At 71.8% G+C, this 14077-nt stretch carries 11 protein-coding genes; 2 read left to right on the forward strand and 9 right to left on the reverse strand.

Annotation, left to right across the window (positions count from 1 at the left end; genetic code table 11):
- The first annotated feature begins 41 nt into the window (after positions 1-41).
- Positions 42-686, forward strand: a complete 645-nt coding sequence (locus I8920_RS12905) for a GntR family transcriptional regulator (protein WP_198656714.1) — start codon at positions 42-44, stop codon at positions 684-686.
- A 70-nt stretch (positions 687-756) separates the two neighbouring features.
- Here I8920_RS12905 and I8920_RS12910 read toward each other — a convergent pair whose 3' ends face one another.
- Both I8920_RS12910 and I8920_RS12915 read right to left on the reverse strand, forming a co-directional pair.
- The gene (locus I8920_RS12910; RefSeq protein WP_198656715.1) at positions 757-1335 is read right to left on the reverse strand and encodes a TetR family transcriptional regulator; all 579 of its coding nucleotides are present in this window, start codon (positions 1333-1335) and stop codon (positions 757-759) included.
- Between the two features lie 53 nt (positions 1336-1388).
- Positions 1389-1928 (reverse strand): hypothetical protein, encoded by a 540-nt coding sequence (locus I8920_RS12915; protein ID WP_198656716.1) that lies wholly within the window; start codon positions 1926-1928, stop codon positions 1389-1391.
- 142 nt (positions 1929-2070) lie between these two features.
- On the opposite strand from I8920_RS12915, the gene I8920_RS12920 reads away from it, so the two are divergent.
- A complete protein-coding gene (locus I8920_RS12920) occupies positions 2071-2592 on the forward strand; it encodes a hypothetical protein (protein WP_198656717.1) in 522 nt (173 codons plus the stop codon).
- A 445-nt stretch (positions 2593-3037) separates the two neighbouring features.
- Here I8920_RS12920 and I8920_RS12925 read toward each other — a convergent pair whose 3' ends face one another.
- The 7 genes from I8920_RS12925 to pstC form a co-directional block, all read right to left on the reverse strand.
- Positions 3038-3814, reverse strand: a complete 777-nt coding sequence (locus tag I8920_RS12925) for a phosphate ABC transporter ATP-binding protein (RefSeq protein WP_232832890.1) — start codon at positions 3812-3814, stop codon at positions 3038-3040.
- 98 nt (positions 3815-3912) lie between these two features.
- A complete protein-coding gene (locus I8920_RS12930) occupies positions 3913-4959 on the reverse strand; it encodes a sortase (protein WP_198656719.1) in 1047 nt (348 codons plus the stop codon).
- A gap of 92 nt (positions 4960-5051) precedes the next feature.
- Entirely contained in the window at positions 5052-7118 is a 2067-nt protein-coding gene (locus tag I8920_RS12935; protein WP_198656720.1) for an Ig-like domain repeat protein, read from the reverse strand.
- Between the two features lie 65 nt (positions 7119-7183).
- Positions 7184-9787: a hypothetical protein gene (locus I8920_RS12940; protein ID WP_198656721.1), complete on the reverse strand. Its 2604-nt coding sequence runs from the start codon at positions 9785-9787 to the stop codon at positions 7184-7186.
- Complete coding sequence (gene pstS / locus I8920_RS12945) at positions 9784-11517, reverse strand: phosphate ABC transporter substrate-binding protein PstS (protein WP_232832741.1); 1734 nt, start codon at positions 11515-11517, stop codon at positions 9784-9786. The genes I8920_RS12940 and pstS overlap by 4 nt, the downstream gene beginning before the upstream one ends.
- Positions 11514-12878: a phosphate ABC transporter permease PstA gene (gene pstA / locus I8920_RS12950; RefSeq protein WP_198656722.1), complete on the reverse strand. Its 1365-nt coding sequence runs from the start codon at positions 12876-12878 to the stop codon at positions 11514-11516. Before pstA ends, pstS begins: the two co-directional genes overlap by 4 nt.
- A 2-nt stretch (positions 12879-12880) precedes the next feature.
- Complete coding sequence (gene pstC, locus I8920_RS12955) at positions 12881-13864, reverse strand: phosphate ABC transporter permease subunit PstC (protein ID WP_198656723.1); 984 nt, start codon at positions 13862-13864, stop codon at positions 12881-12883.
- Between the last annotated feature and the right edge of the window lie 213 nt (positions 13865-14077).

Here is a 14077-nt window from a genome sequence, read left to right on the forward strand (position 1 = left end):
AACACGCCTGTCACGAACGACGCCCGTGCCAGGATCGGTCCATGACCCGAACCGTCGGTGGCGCTGACTCCACGGCCGCGCGGCTCCGGACCATGATCGCGTCGGGGCACTTCACCCCCGGGGCGCAGCTGTCCGAGGAGCGGTTGAGCGACCAGCTGGGGGTGTCGCGCAACACCCTGCGCGAGGCGTTCCGGCTGCTCGCCCGTGACCGCCTGGTCGAGCACGTGTTCAACCGCGGGGTGTTCGTCCGACGGCTCTCAGCCACCGACGTCGCCGATCTCTATGCGGCTCGACGGGTGCTCGAGGAAGCCGGCGTGCGCGCCTGCGGCCCCGACGCACCCGCGCTCACCGCGGCCGCAGCAGCCGTCGCGGACGCCCGGACCGCAGCGCTCGTCGGCGACTGGGGCGCGGTCGGCACCGCCGACATCCGGTTCCACGCCGAGCTCGTGCGCGCCGTGCCGAGCGAGCGGATCCACGCCCTGATGGACGGTCTGCTCGCCGAGATGCGGCTCGCCTTCCTGACCACCGCCGACCCGGCCTCGTTCCACGCCGACTTCGTCGAACGCAACCACGCGATCGTGTCCGCGTTGCGCGGCGGCGACCAGGATGCCGCCTCGGCACTGCTCGCCGACTACCTGGACGACGCGGAGCGGACGCTGCGGGTGGCGGCCGGCGCGGCCGACTGAGGGACGGCCAGGAGGCCCGGCGCGGCTCCGTCGGACGCGCTCGGTCCCAGCAGGCTCGCGCTGGTACCGGTCAGGCCTTCCCGCCGAGCAGCGCCGTGACCGCGTCGACCACGACCTGGCGACGCCGCGGCGGGGTCACCGCCTGCACCAGGGGCTCGTACTCGGGAGCGGTCGTGCTCCAGAGCTCCGCGGTGTGCAGGACGAGCCCGAGCAGCACGGCCGGCCGGAACGCCCGCGGCAGGACCCCCGCACGCTGGGCGTGCTCGACCTCGGCCACCGCGTCGGCGTAGCTCGTCGCGACCGACTCGAGCGGCGTGCCCGCTCGCTCGAGCCGGTGCCAGGTCGCCAGACGCGGCGCCCACGGGCGGCGCTGGTACGACTCGGCCAGTCGACCGGCCCAGGCGGCGAGGTCGGAGGTGTCCACCGGGACCTCGGTGAACGTGTCGGTCACGGTCTCGGCGACGAGGGCGTCGAACAGGCCCTCCTTGCTGCCGAAGTAGTGGAAGACCTGCGCCTTGTTGCTCGACGCCGCCGCCGTGATCCGCTCGAGCTTGCCGCCGACGAGTCCCGCCGACGCGAACTCGTCCCGCGCGGCGTCCAGGAGCCGTTCGCGCATCGCATCGGCGGCAGGGGGCGTGAATCGGGCCATGGCGACCACCGTACCGATCACGCAGCCCGCGGAGCTGGAGTGCCGCAGCAGCTTCAGGCCCGCTGTCTCCGCACAGCGCTCCTGAGCACCAGCGCGAGCGTCGACAGGACGCCGGCGACCACGCACCCCTGGACGAGGTCGGCGAAGCCGCGCTGTAGATCGTCCCCCGTGACGAGGATCGCAACGACCAACGCCGCCGTCATCCCGAGCACGGTCGACCGTTGGCGCGCGCTCCCGTCGGAACGGCTCACGGCGGCGTCGATCGCCACGAGCGGGACCGGGAAGAGCGCGGCGAAGGCACCCGAGCCGTTCACGAGGAGCAGCCCGAGGAGCAACCCGATGCCGAGACCGGAGGACATCGCCACCCACTCCGACGCGGCGACCCGGGTCCGCGAGGCACCTCTGCGCCAGCCCGGACCGTGCCAGTACATCGCGGCGCAGACGGCGCCGCCGAAGAGCAGGACCGAGCCGGGATCCCACAGCGCGCGGTCCGGAGCGGTCGCCATCGACGCCCCGAGCGCCGTGCAAGCGACCAGGATCGTCAGGACGCTGCTCCGCCCCGGGCGCTCGACCGTCTGCAACTGATGTTCCACATTCTGATCGTACCCGGCTGTCGGGATTCCGAGGCGTCGAAGAGGCGAAGTCGGCCTGGAGCACCCCTGGCGTTGCACATTTCACCGGATACCGGCAGATTGGTACCCGGTCGGCGAGGGACGCCGATCGGGAGGGAAGCCAATGTCGTCGTTCACCGTCTCCACGAGCAAGATCGCAACTGCCGCGCTGCTGACAGCGGGATTGTGCGCGTCCATGTTCGCCGCTCCGCCGGCTCACGCCACGACAGGAGCACCTGCGGCACCCGTCGCCTCGATCGTCGAGGATCTCGATCTCCAGGCCGCCGACGTCGAGCGCGGGCTGGCGCTGATCGAGAGCGTTCCCGAAGCCGTCCTGCTCCAGGGGCAGACCGCGTACGAGGAATGGGCAGCTGACAACCCGTTGGTCCAGCGAGCCACTCGTGCGAGCGTCCTCGAGTGCACGGGCGCGATCGCGCTCGTGATCGCATCAACGGCCTTCCCGGTCGCGAAGATCTTGAAGATCAAACGTCTGATCAACGCACTCGGCGGTGTCACGAAGGCAGTCCGGATCATGTGGGGCGCGTCCTTCAGTTGGGAGAAGATCCGCGCCCTCGGCGGGGCTGCGGCCGCGTTGGGGGCTGAGCTCCTCGGCATCGCAGCAGTGAAGCGAGGGTGCTTCCGATGAGGCGCCGGGCGCCGGCCCTGATCATCCTCTGCGGCATCGTGTCGACCGCCTGCGCTTGGATCGCACTCGATCTGCTCTACGCGTGCTTGGCCGCGCTCGCGACGATCACGTACGCTGCCTTCGCTCCGAGCGTCGTCGGGAGTACTCCGATCCGCCCAGGGTCGACACCAGACCCGGCACAGGTGCGGCGCTGGCGTGAGACACATCCGGGCTCGACGGTGAGCGAAGCGATCGATGCCGTCGACAACCGTGCGGACGTCGATCCCGGATCCCGTGGGGGCACCGGCTCCAGGTTGACTCCCCGGCACCGCTGACTCCGGACACGCTGACCTGCCGATCGTGCACATCCACGCCGACGGTGCTGGAACGCCCGAACACGTCGCCGGGATCCAGCCCCACCGGACGGGAGGCGCGGGGCGGGCCCGCCCCGCGCCTCCCGTCCGGCTCACCCGAAGCGACCGTTCACGTAGTCGGACGTGCGCGGATCCTGCGGCGTCTCGAACATGGCGTCGGTCGGGCCGTGCTCGACGATCGCGCCGGGGGTCCCGGCCTCGGCCAGGAAGAACGCGCAGCGGTCGGAGACGCGCTGCGCCTGCTGCATGTTGTGCGTGACGATGACGATCGTCACGTCGGTGGCGAGCTCCGTGATCGTCTGCTCGATGCGTCGGGTCGACGTGGGGTCGAGGGCCGAGCAGGGCTCGTCCATCAGGAGGACCCGCGGCCGCACGGCGAGCGACCGCGCGATGCAGAGCCGCTGCTGCTGCCCACCGGACAGGCCGCCGCCGGGTTGCCGGAGCCGGTCCTTGACCTCGTTCCACAGGCCCGCCTTGGTCAGGGTCTCCTCGACGAGCGCTGCCTTGGCGCTCTTGTCGAGCCGGACGCCGGTCAGCGCGAGCCCGGCGAGCACGTTGTCCTGGATGCTCATCGCGGGGAACGGGTTCGGCTTCTGGAACACCATCCCGATCTGCCGCCGGGCCTCGGTGATGCGACGGGACGCGTCGTAGATGTCGACCTCGTCGAGCAGCACCTCGCCCGCGAGCGAGGCGGTGGGGACGAGCTCGTGCATCCGGTTCAGCGTGCGGAGGAAGGTGCTCTTGCCGCAGCCGGACGGCCCGATCAGGGCGGTGACCTGGCCGGCCGGCATGGTCAGCGAGACGCGGTCGAGCACCTTGTGGTCCCCGAACCAGGCGGAGACGGATCGGGCGTCGAGCGTCGCGGGCAGCGTCGACGGGTCCGGTGCCGGCGGCACGCGGTCGAACCAGCTGTCGAACTCGGCGAGGAGGGTTTCGGTTTCTGTTCCGGGCATCGTGGTCTCTTCGGTCACATCAGGTTGGGCAGGAGGACGGTGAGCTGGGACGCCGCGGAGAGCCCGACGGCGAGCACCACCGGGACGGCGACGACGAGTGTCTGCCGGCGGCCCCAGAAGCGCATCCCGACCGCGAACAGCGCGACCATCCCGGCCAGGACGATGAGGCCGAGCACCAGGAACGGCCACACCGAGCCGTCACCGGCCATGGTGAGTTCGGCGGGGGCGAGTGCGGCGTAGCCGAACGAGGGCGTCGGGGTGGGAGCGGCCTTCGAGACGAGTTCGGCGTCGACACGGACGACGGAGTCGGGCAGGAACGGCAGCCCGGCGGAGGAGACCAGGGTGAGTCGACCGTCGCCGGCCTCGAGCGGTGCCGGGACGTGGTCGCCGGTGCGGCGGACGTCGACGACCCGGTACTTCGCGGTCCCCTGCCCGGTCGTCGTGGTGATGACGGCGCCCTTGTCGAGCTGGTCGATGCGCCCGAAGGGGCCGCCGTAGGCGGTCTGGCGTCCGTAGACGACGCTCGCCCCGACCTGACCGGGCAGCGGGGTGTCCCGACGGTGGCCGACGCCGGAACGCGTGGTCTCCGACGTGGTGCCCTGGAGCACGACCGTGTCGAGGCCGAGCGCGGGGACCTGGACGATGGCGACGGGCGTGCCCTCGGGGACCAGGCGGCCGTCGGTGCCGGTCTGGCCGACGGGGGCGGTGGCGTTCGCGAGCTGGTAGCGGAACGCGTCGCGGGCGAGCTGCTGGTCGCGCGAGTACGTGACCTGCGACACGGCGGTGAACTGCAGTGCGAAGCCGACGAGCAGCAGTCCGACGACGACGATCGCCGACCCGCTGAACCGCCAGCGGTCGGGGGCGCCGAGGACCGGGATCGCGCGCGCGGCGGGCCCGGCGGACTCGTGGGACCAGCCGGTGACCGGACGGGTCGGACGCTTGCTGCGGGACGGTCGGAGCGCGCGGATCGGTCGCCACGGCCCGGCGGCCCGGCGGCGTCCGCTCGCGTCCTGCTCGCCGGTGGGTCGCCGGCCCGGCAACCAGGAGGTGAAGCTCGTCATCGATCCGTCCGTCGTGGGGTTCGGGGGGGGGTGGGGTCTTCGCGGGTGGGGTGCCCGGCCGGTCCTGGTGGACCGGCCGGGCTGGGGTGTGACTAGCGGGTGATCTTCACCGAGGACGAGGTCCGCGCGGTGTTCCAGAGGGAGTCACCGCTGTAGACGACGGTCAGCTTGTGCGTGCCGGCCTTGAGGCGCGGGAGCGAGACGGTGCCGCGCCCGGTGCTCGACAGCGACACCGAGGCGAGCGTCTTGCTGCCCTCCTTGACGGTGACCTTGCCGGTCGGGGTCACGCCGGCGCCGCTCACGGCGACGGTGACCTTGGCGTGGGACTTCGCGGAGACCGACTTGACCTTGCCGGCCTTCACGGTCGGCGCGCCCTTGGCGACCTTCACCGTCGACACGGCGCTCGTGGCGACCGTCCCGCCGGCCGTGGCCGGGGTGTAGGTGGCGACGAGGCTGTACGACGTGCGCTTCGGGACGAAGGAGACCGACGCGGTGGTGGCCCCGGCGGCGACCTTGGCGGTGCCGACGGTCTCCGTGCCGTTCTTGATCGTGACGGTGCCGCCCGTGGCGTTCCCGCCCGTGATCGTCGTGGTCACCTTGGCGGTCTTCCCGACCGTGAGACGCGGGACCGTCATCGTGACGCCGGTCGCTGCGGAGACCGTGACCGTGGACGCCGCCGAGGTGCTCGACGCGACGCCGGCGAGCGCCGGGATGAACAGCGCGTTGACCGAGGCCGTGCCGCTGGGCAGGGTCACCGGGGCGGTGACGCTCTTCGCGCCCTTGGCGATGGTGCCGGTCCCGACGACCGTGGAGCCGTTGAGGAACCGGACCGTGCCGCCGCCCGTGCCGAACGAGTCGACGGCGACGGTGGCGCTGACGGGCTTGCCGGCGACGGCCTTCGCCGGGATCGACAGCGTGGTGGTGCTCAGCGACGCCGAGAAGGCACGCAGCTGGGCGTACCCGCAGGTGGTGGCGGCGTTGGTCGCCGGCTCCGGCAGGAACCCGTAGGCGGCGATGGTCGCGGTCTGCTTGCAGACGAGCGAGTCCTTCCCGACGAACGTCTTCGCGATCGCGCTGGACGGGTCGTCGGCCAGACGCGACGGGACGATGTTGTAGACGTCCCGGACGAAGCCGGCGAAGGCCGGGTTGGTCGCGTAGGCCTTGCCGCTGCCGGTGGTGGCCGGGGTCTGGCTGCCGGCCGTCTTGCCGAGGTCGGCGAGCGTCACGCCGTGGCGACGGTCGGTGACCCCGCCGACGCCGTTGGCCTGCGCGACCCACTGGCTGACCGAGAACGGGGCGATCGCGAGCGTCGAGCCCGTGTCGGCCGCGACCACGGCGGTGCCGTCGTGCTCCTCGATCGGCTTGCCGGCCGAGGTGTCGGACACGAAGGAGTTCGTGCTGGTGAAGCCCGAGGCGTCGGTCAGACCGAGCTGGCCGAGGAAGTAGCTGCGGGTGCCGGAACCGAACTTCGGCAGGAGCGGCTGGATCTTGGCGGCCTTGGTGCCGTCCGGGCCGGTCGCGGTGCTGCCGACCGAGTTGTAGGTGCCGTCGGCGTTGAAGTACGCGTACGACACGTCGCCGCGGTAGACGTTCCAGAGCGTCGGGGCCGTCTTGGCCTGCGACCCGTCACCGACGTAGAAGGGCACCTTCGCCAGCGCGCTGCCCGGTGCGTAGGCGACGTCGACGGCGTCGCGGGCGAACGGCACGTAGGCCAGGACACCGTCGGCCGACTGGTCCTTGGCGGCGGGGCCGCTCGACGACCGGGCGAAGTCGAGCTGTCCGACGACGGATTCGTCGATGGTCGTGCTCGTGCCGTCGGCCAGGGCCACGCCCGACTTGTTGGCGACCGCACCGATCGAGACGAGCAGCTCGTCACGGCCGGCACCGGAACCGGAGACGCGCGGGATGGCCGCGCCGCCGGAGCGGGTGACGACGGTGGGGCCGGCGTTCGTCGCGTCGTACGAGGCGATCTGGTTGCCCCCGACCGCTGCCGCGACGCCGTTCATGACGTCCTGCGTCGTGTCCGAGCCGAGACCGACGAGCTTGCCGAACGCGTTCCCCGCGGGGTCGGCCTGGGCCGCCGGCACGGAGAGGGCACCGACGATCAGCGCGGCTGCACCGAACGTGACTGCCGTCTTGCAGAAGGTGTTGACCTTCATGGCTGGTGTTTCCTTTCGTGGGTTCGACGCTGCCCAGGTGGCAGCGGTCGTGGGGTGGAACTCGGTCACACGTGGGCGGCGGCCAGCATCGCCAGCCTCCGGCCACGGCGGATCAGGAACGGCCCCACGCCGAGCGCCGGCAGGCCGGCTCCGAGCGCCGCGGCGAGACCCAGGCGGGTCGCCGCGAGCGGCTGGTCGTGGGTGCGTTGGGTGGGTCCGGACGCCTCGTCGACGTCGTTGGTCGACACGGGAGGCGCGGCGTCGGCCACCGGGTCGACGGTCGCCTCCGGCACGGTGTCGGTCGACGTCCCCGGGTCGACGACGGGATCGGTGGCGGTCTCCGTCGTGTCGGTGGGCGGCGGCACCGCCCCGTCGGTGCCGGACGCCGTCGGCTCGGTCGGAGCCGACGTCGCCGGTGGCTCCGGGCACGCGGCGGCGACCGTGCGTGCGTCGGTCAGTCCGGTGGCGACCTGCCCGGCCGCCGCGCGCATGCTGCTCGTCAGCGGGACGTAGCCGGCGGGGAGCTGGCCCTGCTCCTCCCCCGACACCTGACCGGCACCGCTGGCGTACCGGATGAAGCGGGCGTAGTCCCCACGCTCCGCGGGGCTCGAGGCGCAGACGTTCACGGCCGCGTAGCTCAGCAGGGCCAGCGGGTACGCCCCCGCGTCGCGGTTCGCCGGGTCCGCGACGACGACACCGGGGACGGTCGACGGCCGCATGGTCGCGATGCCCTTCGTGATCGACTCGGTGGTCGGGGCGACCGCCTCGCCCGCGGCGTTCACCAGCTTCGCGGTGGGGAGCGCGTAGCGGGCGGCCGAGGCCGTGTCGGTGATCGACAGCAGGAACCGGCTCCCCGGCACCTGGGCGCCGAGCGAGGTGTAGCCCTTCGGCTGCCCGAACGGGTTCCAGGAGTCCTTCTGGTTGGGGTCCGCCTTGAGCGTCCGGTAGGCGCCCTCGTGCATGTCGTTCATGTAGGGGCGCATGTCGAGGGTGCCGTAGCCGGTCTCGTCCGGGTCGCCGCCCTTCGCGATGGTCAGGTCGGCCTTCGGGAAGCTGTCGATCGTCGTGTCGGTCGCCAGTGACAGTGGGCGGTACGCGGGGTTGATCCGCATCCCCCACTCGTCCGGGCGCCCGTCCAGGAACGCCGCCGCGACGGGGTCGGCCCGCAGCCACGCCCAGACGCGGGCGTTCGCGTTCGTGTCGCCGAGCGCGACCATGAGGCCGGCCGGCGCGGTGTCGCTCTTCGAGCCGACGAAGGTGGGGTTGAGCGCGAGGAACTCGGGGTCCGTCACGATGCTCGACGGGTTCGCCGCCACCGTGGGGTCGCCCGCGCCGCGGCCGGGCACGTCGGCCTGGTACGACTGCGTGAGCAGCTTCGCGACGAGCCGCGCGTCGAGGGTGAGCTCCTGCGCCTGCAGGCCGTTCCGTGCCCTGGCCGGGGCGTCCGGGTACAGGCGGTAGTCGATGGAGAAGCCGATCACGATCGCCGACTGCGCGACCGGGGCGTACCGGATGGTCGTGTCCGGGGCGGTGGCTGGGTCGAGCGGCGTGTTCACGAGGGCGAGCCGCGATGCCCCGCCGGTCGTCGAGACGATCTGGTGCTGTGCTTCCTCGTCACCGATCTGCGAGTAGCCGTAGGTCGTACCGAGTCCGCACAGCGCGGGCTGCCAGGCGGTGACCGCCTCGGTGGCCGGCTCCGACCCGACCAGGCGCTGCTCGGCGTTGCCGATCGGGCAGGACTGGGCCACGGACTGGAACCCGAGGGGGAACACGACGCGGTTGCGCCAGGCGGACGCCGACAGCGGTGAGCCGGTGACGCGACCCGCGGCGGTCGACGCAGCGGCGCCACCGTCGAGGTTGTGGCTGCCGCGCGGCACGATCACCAGCCAGCAGTCCCGCGGTGTCGCCGTGCCGGCCACCACCCGGTCCTGGCCACAGCCGAGCTGCGGCGCCTCGAGCCCCGACTGGGTCTCGAAGGTGACCTGTCCGGTCCCGTCGCTCGCGGTGCGGGCGGCGGTGACCTCGTTCGTGGTCGTCGCGTCGAACTGCTTCGACAGCGCGGTCGTGCTCTTCGCCAGCGTGCCGTCGACGGCGCGGAACGGTACGCGGTAGGCGCGGAGGAAGGGGTTCTCGACGGGCGGGTCGAGCAGCAGGTCGGGGTCCGCGTCCGCTCCGGTCAGGGTCGGGTCCTGCAGCGGGTCGTCCCCGTTCACGAGGTCGCGCTTGGCGGCGCCGACACCGGTCAGCGCCGCGATGGTCGACGACGGAGCGCCCCACTGGCACTGCTCGGGGGACGGTCCGGCCGCCTCGTCGCCCCAGCACTGCATGAGCTGGACGTAGTCGGTGGCGTACTCGCTCGGCGAGGTCGGCTTCGCACCGGTCCAGCTCACCGTGATGCCCTGGTCGGTGAGGTCCTCGGTCTGGCTGACCGTGAAGGACATCTTCGAGAAGTCGTCGGCGTCCGGGTCGGGCGCGGTGGTCGCTCCCCCGGCGCCGAGGGCGGCCTGCGCGTCGACCCACGACTTCGTCACCGCGGACGAGGGCGTGGCCGACGGCGCGGTGGCCGACGCCGGGATCGTCGCGACGAGCAGCGATCCGGCGATGGTCGACGTGACGGCACCGAAGACCAGGGCCGCGGAACCGAGTCGGACGAGGTGCTGGTTCTTCACTTCTGGGCCCTCCGTCGGGACACGAGCACGCCGATGAGCGGGGGCAGCAGGACCACGCCCAGCAGGGCGGCCACGGCGCAGAGCATCAGGGTGCGGGTCGGCGTCCAGCCGTCGGCCGCGTCGACCTCGACCGGCAGGGCGGCCACGTTCTGGCACACACCGCTGTCGGCGTCGCACTGCACCGGCGACCCGTTGTTCAGTGCCGGCACCGCGCCGGCGCCACCGTTGTCGGCGCTGCCGCCGGAGAGCTCCTCCGTCGGACCGCTCCCCGATCCCCGGCCGGATCCGCCGGAGCCGGAACCCGAGCCTCCGGAACCGCCCCGCTCGGCGCCGGAGCCCGAGCCACCACCGGACCCCGCACCACCGGACGAACCGGCTCCGCCGGACGCGTCCCCGCCACCGCCGGCTCCCCCACCGCTCCCGGTCGGCGTCGCGGTGCCCTTCGCCCCGCCGGTCCCCGTGTTGCACTGGGTCGCACCGAGCTTGTCGCACGCGGGCGGCTGCGGTGCCTTGACGGCGAGGGTGTTCTTGCCGTCGGCGGAGAACGTCGGGTTGTTGCACTTGCGGATGTCGATCTTCTTCGCCTCGACCCCGGGGATCCGACGCACCTGGTCGAGCCCGGCCTGCACCAGGTTGATCGGCAGCGGCGAGTACCCGAGCACCTCGGCCTGCTGCTGCCCCTCGCAGAGGAAGTAGTAGTCGAACGCCCCGAGCGTCTTGCCCTTCGCCGGGGTCAGGCTCGCGTCCGTGGTCGTCGGGACCACCATGTAGGAGTACGACGACAGCGGGTAGGTGCGGGCGTCGGGGTTGTCGTAGACGCCGTCGAGGATCTGCGTCAGGTACGACGACGACCGCTTGTCCTGGTTGATCTTCGCGCCGAGCAGGCCCACCGCGACGTTCGAGGCGGTCGGTTCGACGTAGTAGCCCGCCTTGTTCAGCACCTTCGCCACCGGGTACCCGGTCTTCAGCGCGTAGGAGTACTCGACGTACGTGATGGTGCCGACGTTGGCCTTCTGGGCGACGTACCCGGACACCCCCTGCGAGTTCGGCTGGGCGATGAACCCCTTGCCGGCGACCGTCGGGTAGTTCGACGTGATGCCGCAGGGCAGCGGCCGGCCCGCCTGCTTGCAGTACGCGTTCCACTCGGACGGGTACTTCTTGCTCATCCAGGTCGTGAACTGCGCCGTCGACCCGGAACCGTCGGACCGGACGACCGGCACGACGCGACGCTTCGGCAGGTCGAGCCCGGGGTTGTCCGCCTTGACCTTCGGGTCGTCCCAGCTCGTGATCTTGCCGGTGAAGATGCCCGCCAGCACCGGGCCGGACAGCCGCAGGTTGGTGATCTGCTTGCCACCGGCGCTGAGGTTGTACATGAACGACGTGCCACCGGCGACGATCGGCATGTAGGCGTAGCCGACGGTCGGCGGGACGTCGGTGACCCCGCCGTCCTTGATGCCGTACGGGATCTCGGAGACGGCGAAGTCGACCGTGCCGGCCTTGAACTGGTTGCGGCCGTCGGAGGACCCGGTGCTGGCGTACCGGACCTTCATCCCGTACTGCTGCACGTTCACGGCCCACTGCTGGATCGCGACGGAGCTCCAGGACGAGCCCGCGCCCGAGATGGGCACGTACGACTCACCGGCATCGGCAGCGGTGGCGGGGAGGATCGACAGGGCCAGTGCGGCGGCGGCCAGGACCGCGCCCATCAGGCGTGTTCTGCGGGATCTCACGAGTGGTCCTCCTGGGAGGCATCGGCGGGGAACGGGTGGACGTAGCGGCGGGCGTGCCGGCGGACCCAGCCGCCCACGGGGCGCCAGACCGGACCGGCGGCGGCGACACCGCGCAGGACGAGGCGACGGAGCGCCCGGAGGCGTTCGTTGCGGCGCTCGCGGGTCGCGACGGTCTGCGAGCCGATCACGCGGGCGATGACGAAGAGCACCAGCACGAGGAACATCAGGACCGCGGCCGCACCGAAGCCGCGGGCGATCATGTTCGGCTCGGGTGACTTCACGAACTCGAAGATCGCCAGGGGCAGCGAGATCATCGGACCGCTCGTCGGGTCGAGGTTCAGGTCGGGTGCGAAGCCGGCGGTCAGGAGCACCGGACTCGTCTCGCCGATGCCGCGCGCGGTGGCCAGGATGATCGCCGTCACCAGGCCGGAGCGGGACGTCGGCAGCACGACCCGCCACACCGTCTGCCACTGGCCGGCGCCGAGCCCGATCGACGCTTCCTTCAGGGTCGACGGCACCAGGCGGAGCACGACGTCGGCCGACCGGATCATGATCGGCAGCATCATCACGCTGATCGCCAGGGACGCGGCGAACCCGGACTTGTCGAAGCCGAGCCCGACGATGACGCTCGCGTAGATGAAGAGCCCCGCGACGATCGAGGGCAGCGCGGTCATCGCCTCGACGATGGTGCGGACGAACCGGGCGAACGGCCCGGGCACCTCGGTCAGGAACAGCGCCGTGGTCACGCCGAGCGGCACGGTGATCACGAGCGCGATCGAGATCTGGATGAGCGACCCCGCGATGGCGTGCAGCACCCCGCCGGAGGTCATCGGGTCGAGGGGCCCGGTGAGCGCCATGTCCTGCGTGATGAAGTTCCAGTGCGGCAGCGCCTTCGTGGCCCGGATCACGCTGAACGAGACGACGAACACCAGCGTGGCGACCACGACGAACGCGAGCGAGTGCACCGCGGCCGAGACGACCCGGTCGCGCACCACCGCGGCGCTCTCGTTGGTGGCGACGAGCAGCGCGTAGAAGACCAGGAACATCACGTAGGCGACGGCGGCGAACGCGATCGGGCCGGAGACCGGGGCGAGTTCGGTGAACACGATCGACGTGACCGACACCGAGGCGACCGCGGCACCGACGACGCAGAGCACGTCGCTGATCCGGGTGCCGCCGAACCGGCGTTCCTCGGGCCCGCGGGCCGGCTCGGACTCGCGCTCGAGCCGCGGCAGGACGGTGCCGGAGCCGGAGCCGGCGGGCGTCGACCCCGTCACCGGGCTGGCCGGGACGGGGGTCGACAGGGGGACGGTGGGCAGGGGTGACGTGACGCCCGACGGCGCCTGGGTGGTGTCGGTCATGGCTAGCTGCTCGCTCCCGAACGCGATCGGGCCACCACGGCGGACGCGGCGAAGTTGATGCACAGCGTCATCAGGAACAGCGTCAGACCCGCTGCCATGAGTGCCGACATGCCGAAGGGTGTCGCGTCGCCGTACCGCAGGGCGATGAGCGAGGAGACCGAGCTCGCACCGGCCTGCAGGATGTGCGGCTGGATGACGAACACCGGCGAGATGATCATGTAGACCGCGATGGTCTCGCCCAGCGCCCGGCCCAGACCGAGCATGGTCCCGCCGATGATGCCGCCGCGGCCGAACGGCAGCACGACCGAGCGGATCATCCCCCACCGCGTCGACCCGAGGGCGAGCGCCCCCTCGCGCTCACCGAGCGGGGCCTGCGAGAACACCTCGCGCATGATCGAGGTGACGATCGGCGTGATCATCAGCCCGACCACGATCCCCGCGATGAACGTCGAGGCCGTGTAGGCGGTCGGCGACGCGAGCGGGTCGTCCAGGTCGACGCCCGACACCGAGAAGAGCGGGATCCAGCCGAACCACTGCGAGATCCACCGCGACACCGGCGTGATCTGCGACTGCAGGAAGAAGAAGCCCCAGAGCCCGTAGACGACGCTCGGGATCGCGGCCATCAGGTCCACCAGGCCGATGAACGCCTTGCGGATCCGCAGGGGCGCGTACTCGGTGATGTACAGCGCGGTGCCGAGCGAGAGCGGCAGGGCGAACGCGATCGCGACGGCGGCGATCAGGACCGTGCCGACCAGCACGGCGGCGATGCCGAACCGGTGGGCGTCGGGGTCCCAGGCCTGCGTGGTGAGGAACCCGAACCCGGCGACGCGCAGGGCCTCGGAGGCCCGGACGGCCAGGAAGAGCCCGACGAGCAGCATGATCGCGAGGACGGTGACACCGCCGGCACGGGCGATGTTCCGGAACCTGACGTCCGACGGGTCCCGCACGACCGTGAGCAGGCGGGGCAGATCTGTGGACAACGGCATCCTTCGGGGAATCCGGGGCAGCAGATCGGGTGCGCCGGAGGATGCTGCGCTCCCGTTCCGGCGGGCATCACATTGGCAGTCGCTCGACCAACGAAGGCCCCTCAGCCGGCGTCCAGGAAACGGCTCGAAGGTGAACAGACGGGTTTCCTGAGCGGATCACCAGGTCCGTGTGCTCGCTACGCCCTCCGTTCGGGGGCGGACCGAGCGGTCCGG

The organism is Curtobacterium sp. YC1 (assembly GCF_016267665.1).
Taxonomy (GTDB): domain Bacteria; phylum Actinomycetota; class Actinomycetes; order Actinomycetales; family Microbacteriaceae; genus Curtobacterium.

Excerpts from the sequence above, each read along its gene's own strand:
- I8920_RS12905 (WP_198656714.1), top strand. The coding sequence starts at position 42 with ATGACCCGAACCGTCGGTGGCGCTGACTCCACGGCCGCGCGGCTCCGG.
- I8920_RS12910 (WP_198656715.1), bottom strand. The coding sequence starts at position 1,335 with ATGGCCCGATTCACGCCCCCTGCCGCCGATGCGATGCGCGAACGGCTC.
- I8920_RS12920 (WP_198656717.1), top strand. The coding sequence starts at position 2,071 with ATGTCGTCGTTCACCGTCTCCACGAGCAAGATCGCAACTGCCGCGCTG.
- I8920_RS12930 (WP_198656719.1), bottom strand. The coding sequence starts at position 4,959 with ATGACGAGCTTCACCTCCTGGTTGCCGGGCCGGCGACCCACCGGCGAG.
- I8920_RS12935 (WP_198656720.1), bottom strand. The coding sequence starts at position 7,118 with ATGAAGGTCAACACCTTCTGCAAGACGGCAGTCACGTTCGGTGCAGCC.
- pstA (WP_198656722.1), bottom strand. The coding sequence starts at position 12,878 with ATGACCGACACCACCCAGGCGCCGTCGGGCGTCACGTCACCCCTGCCC.
- pstC (WP_198656723.1), bottom strand. The coding sequence starts at position 13,864 with ATGCCGTTGTCCACAGATCTGCCCCGCCTGCTCACGGTCGTGCGGGAC.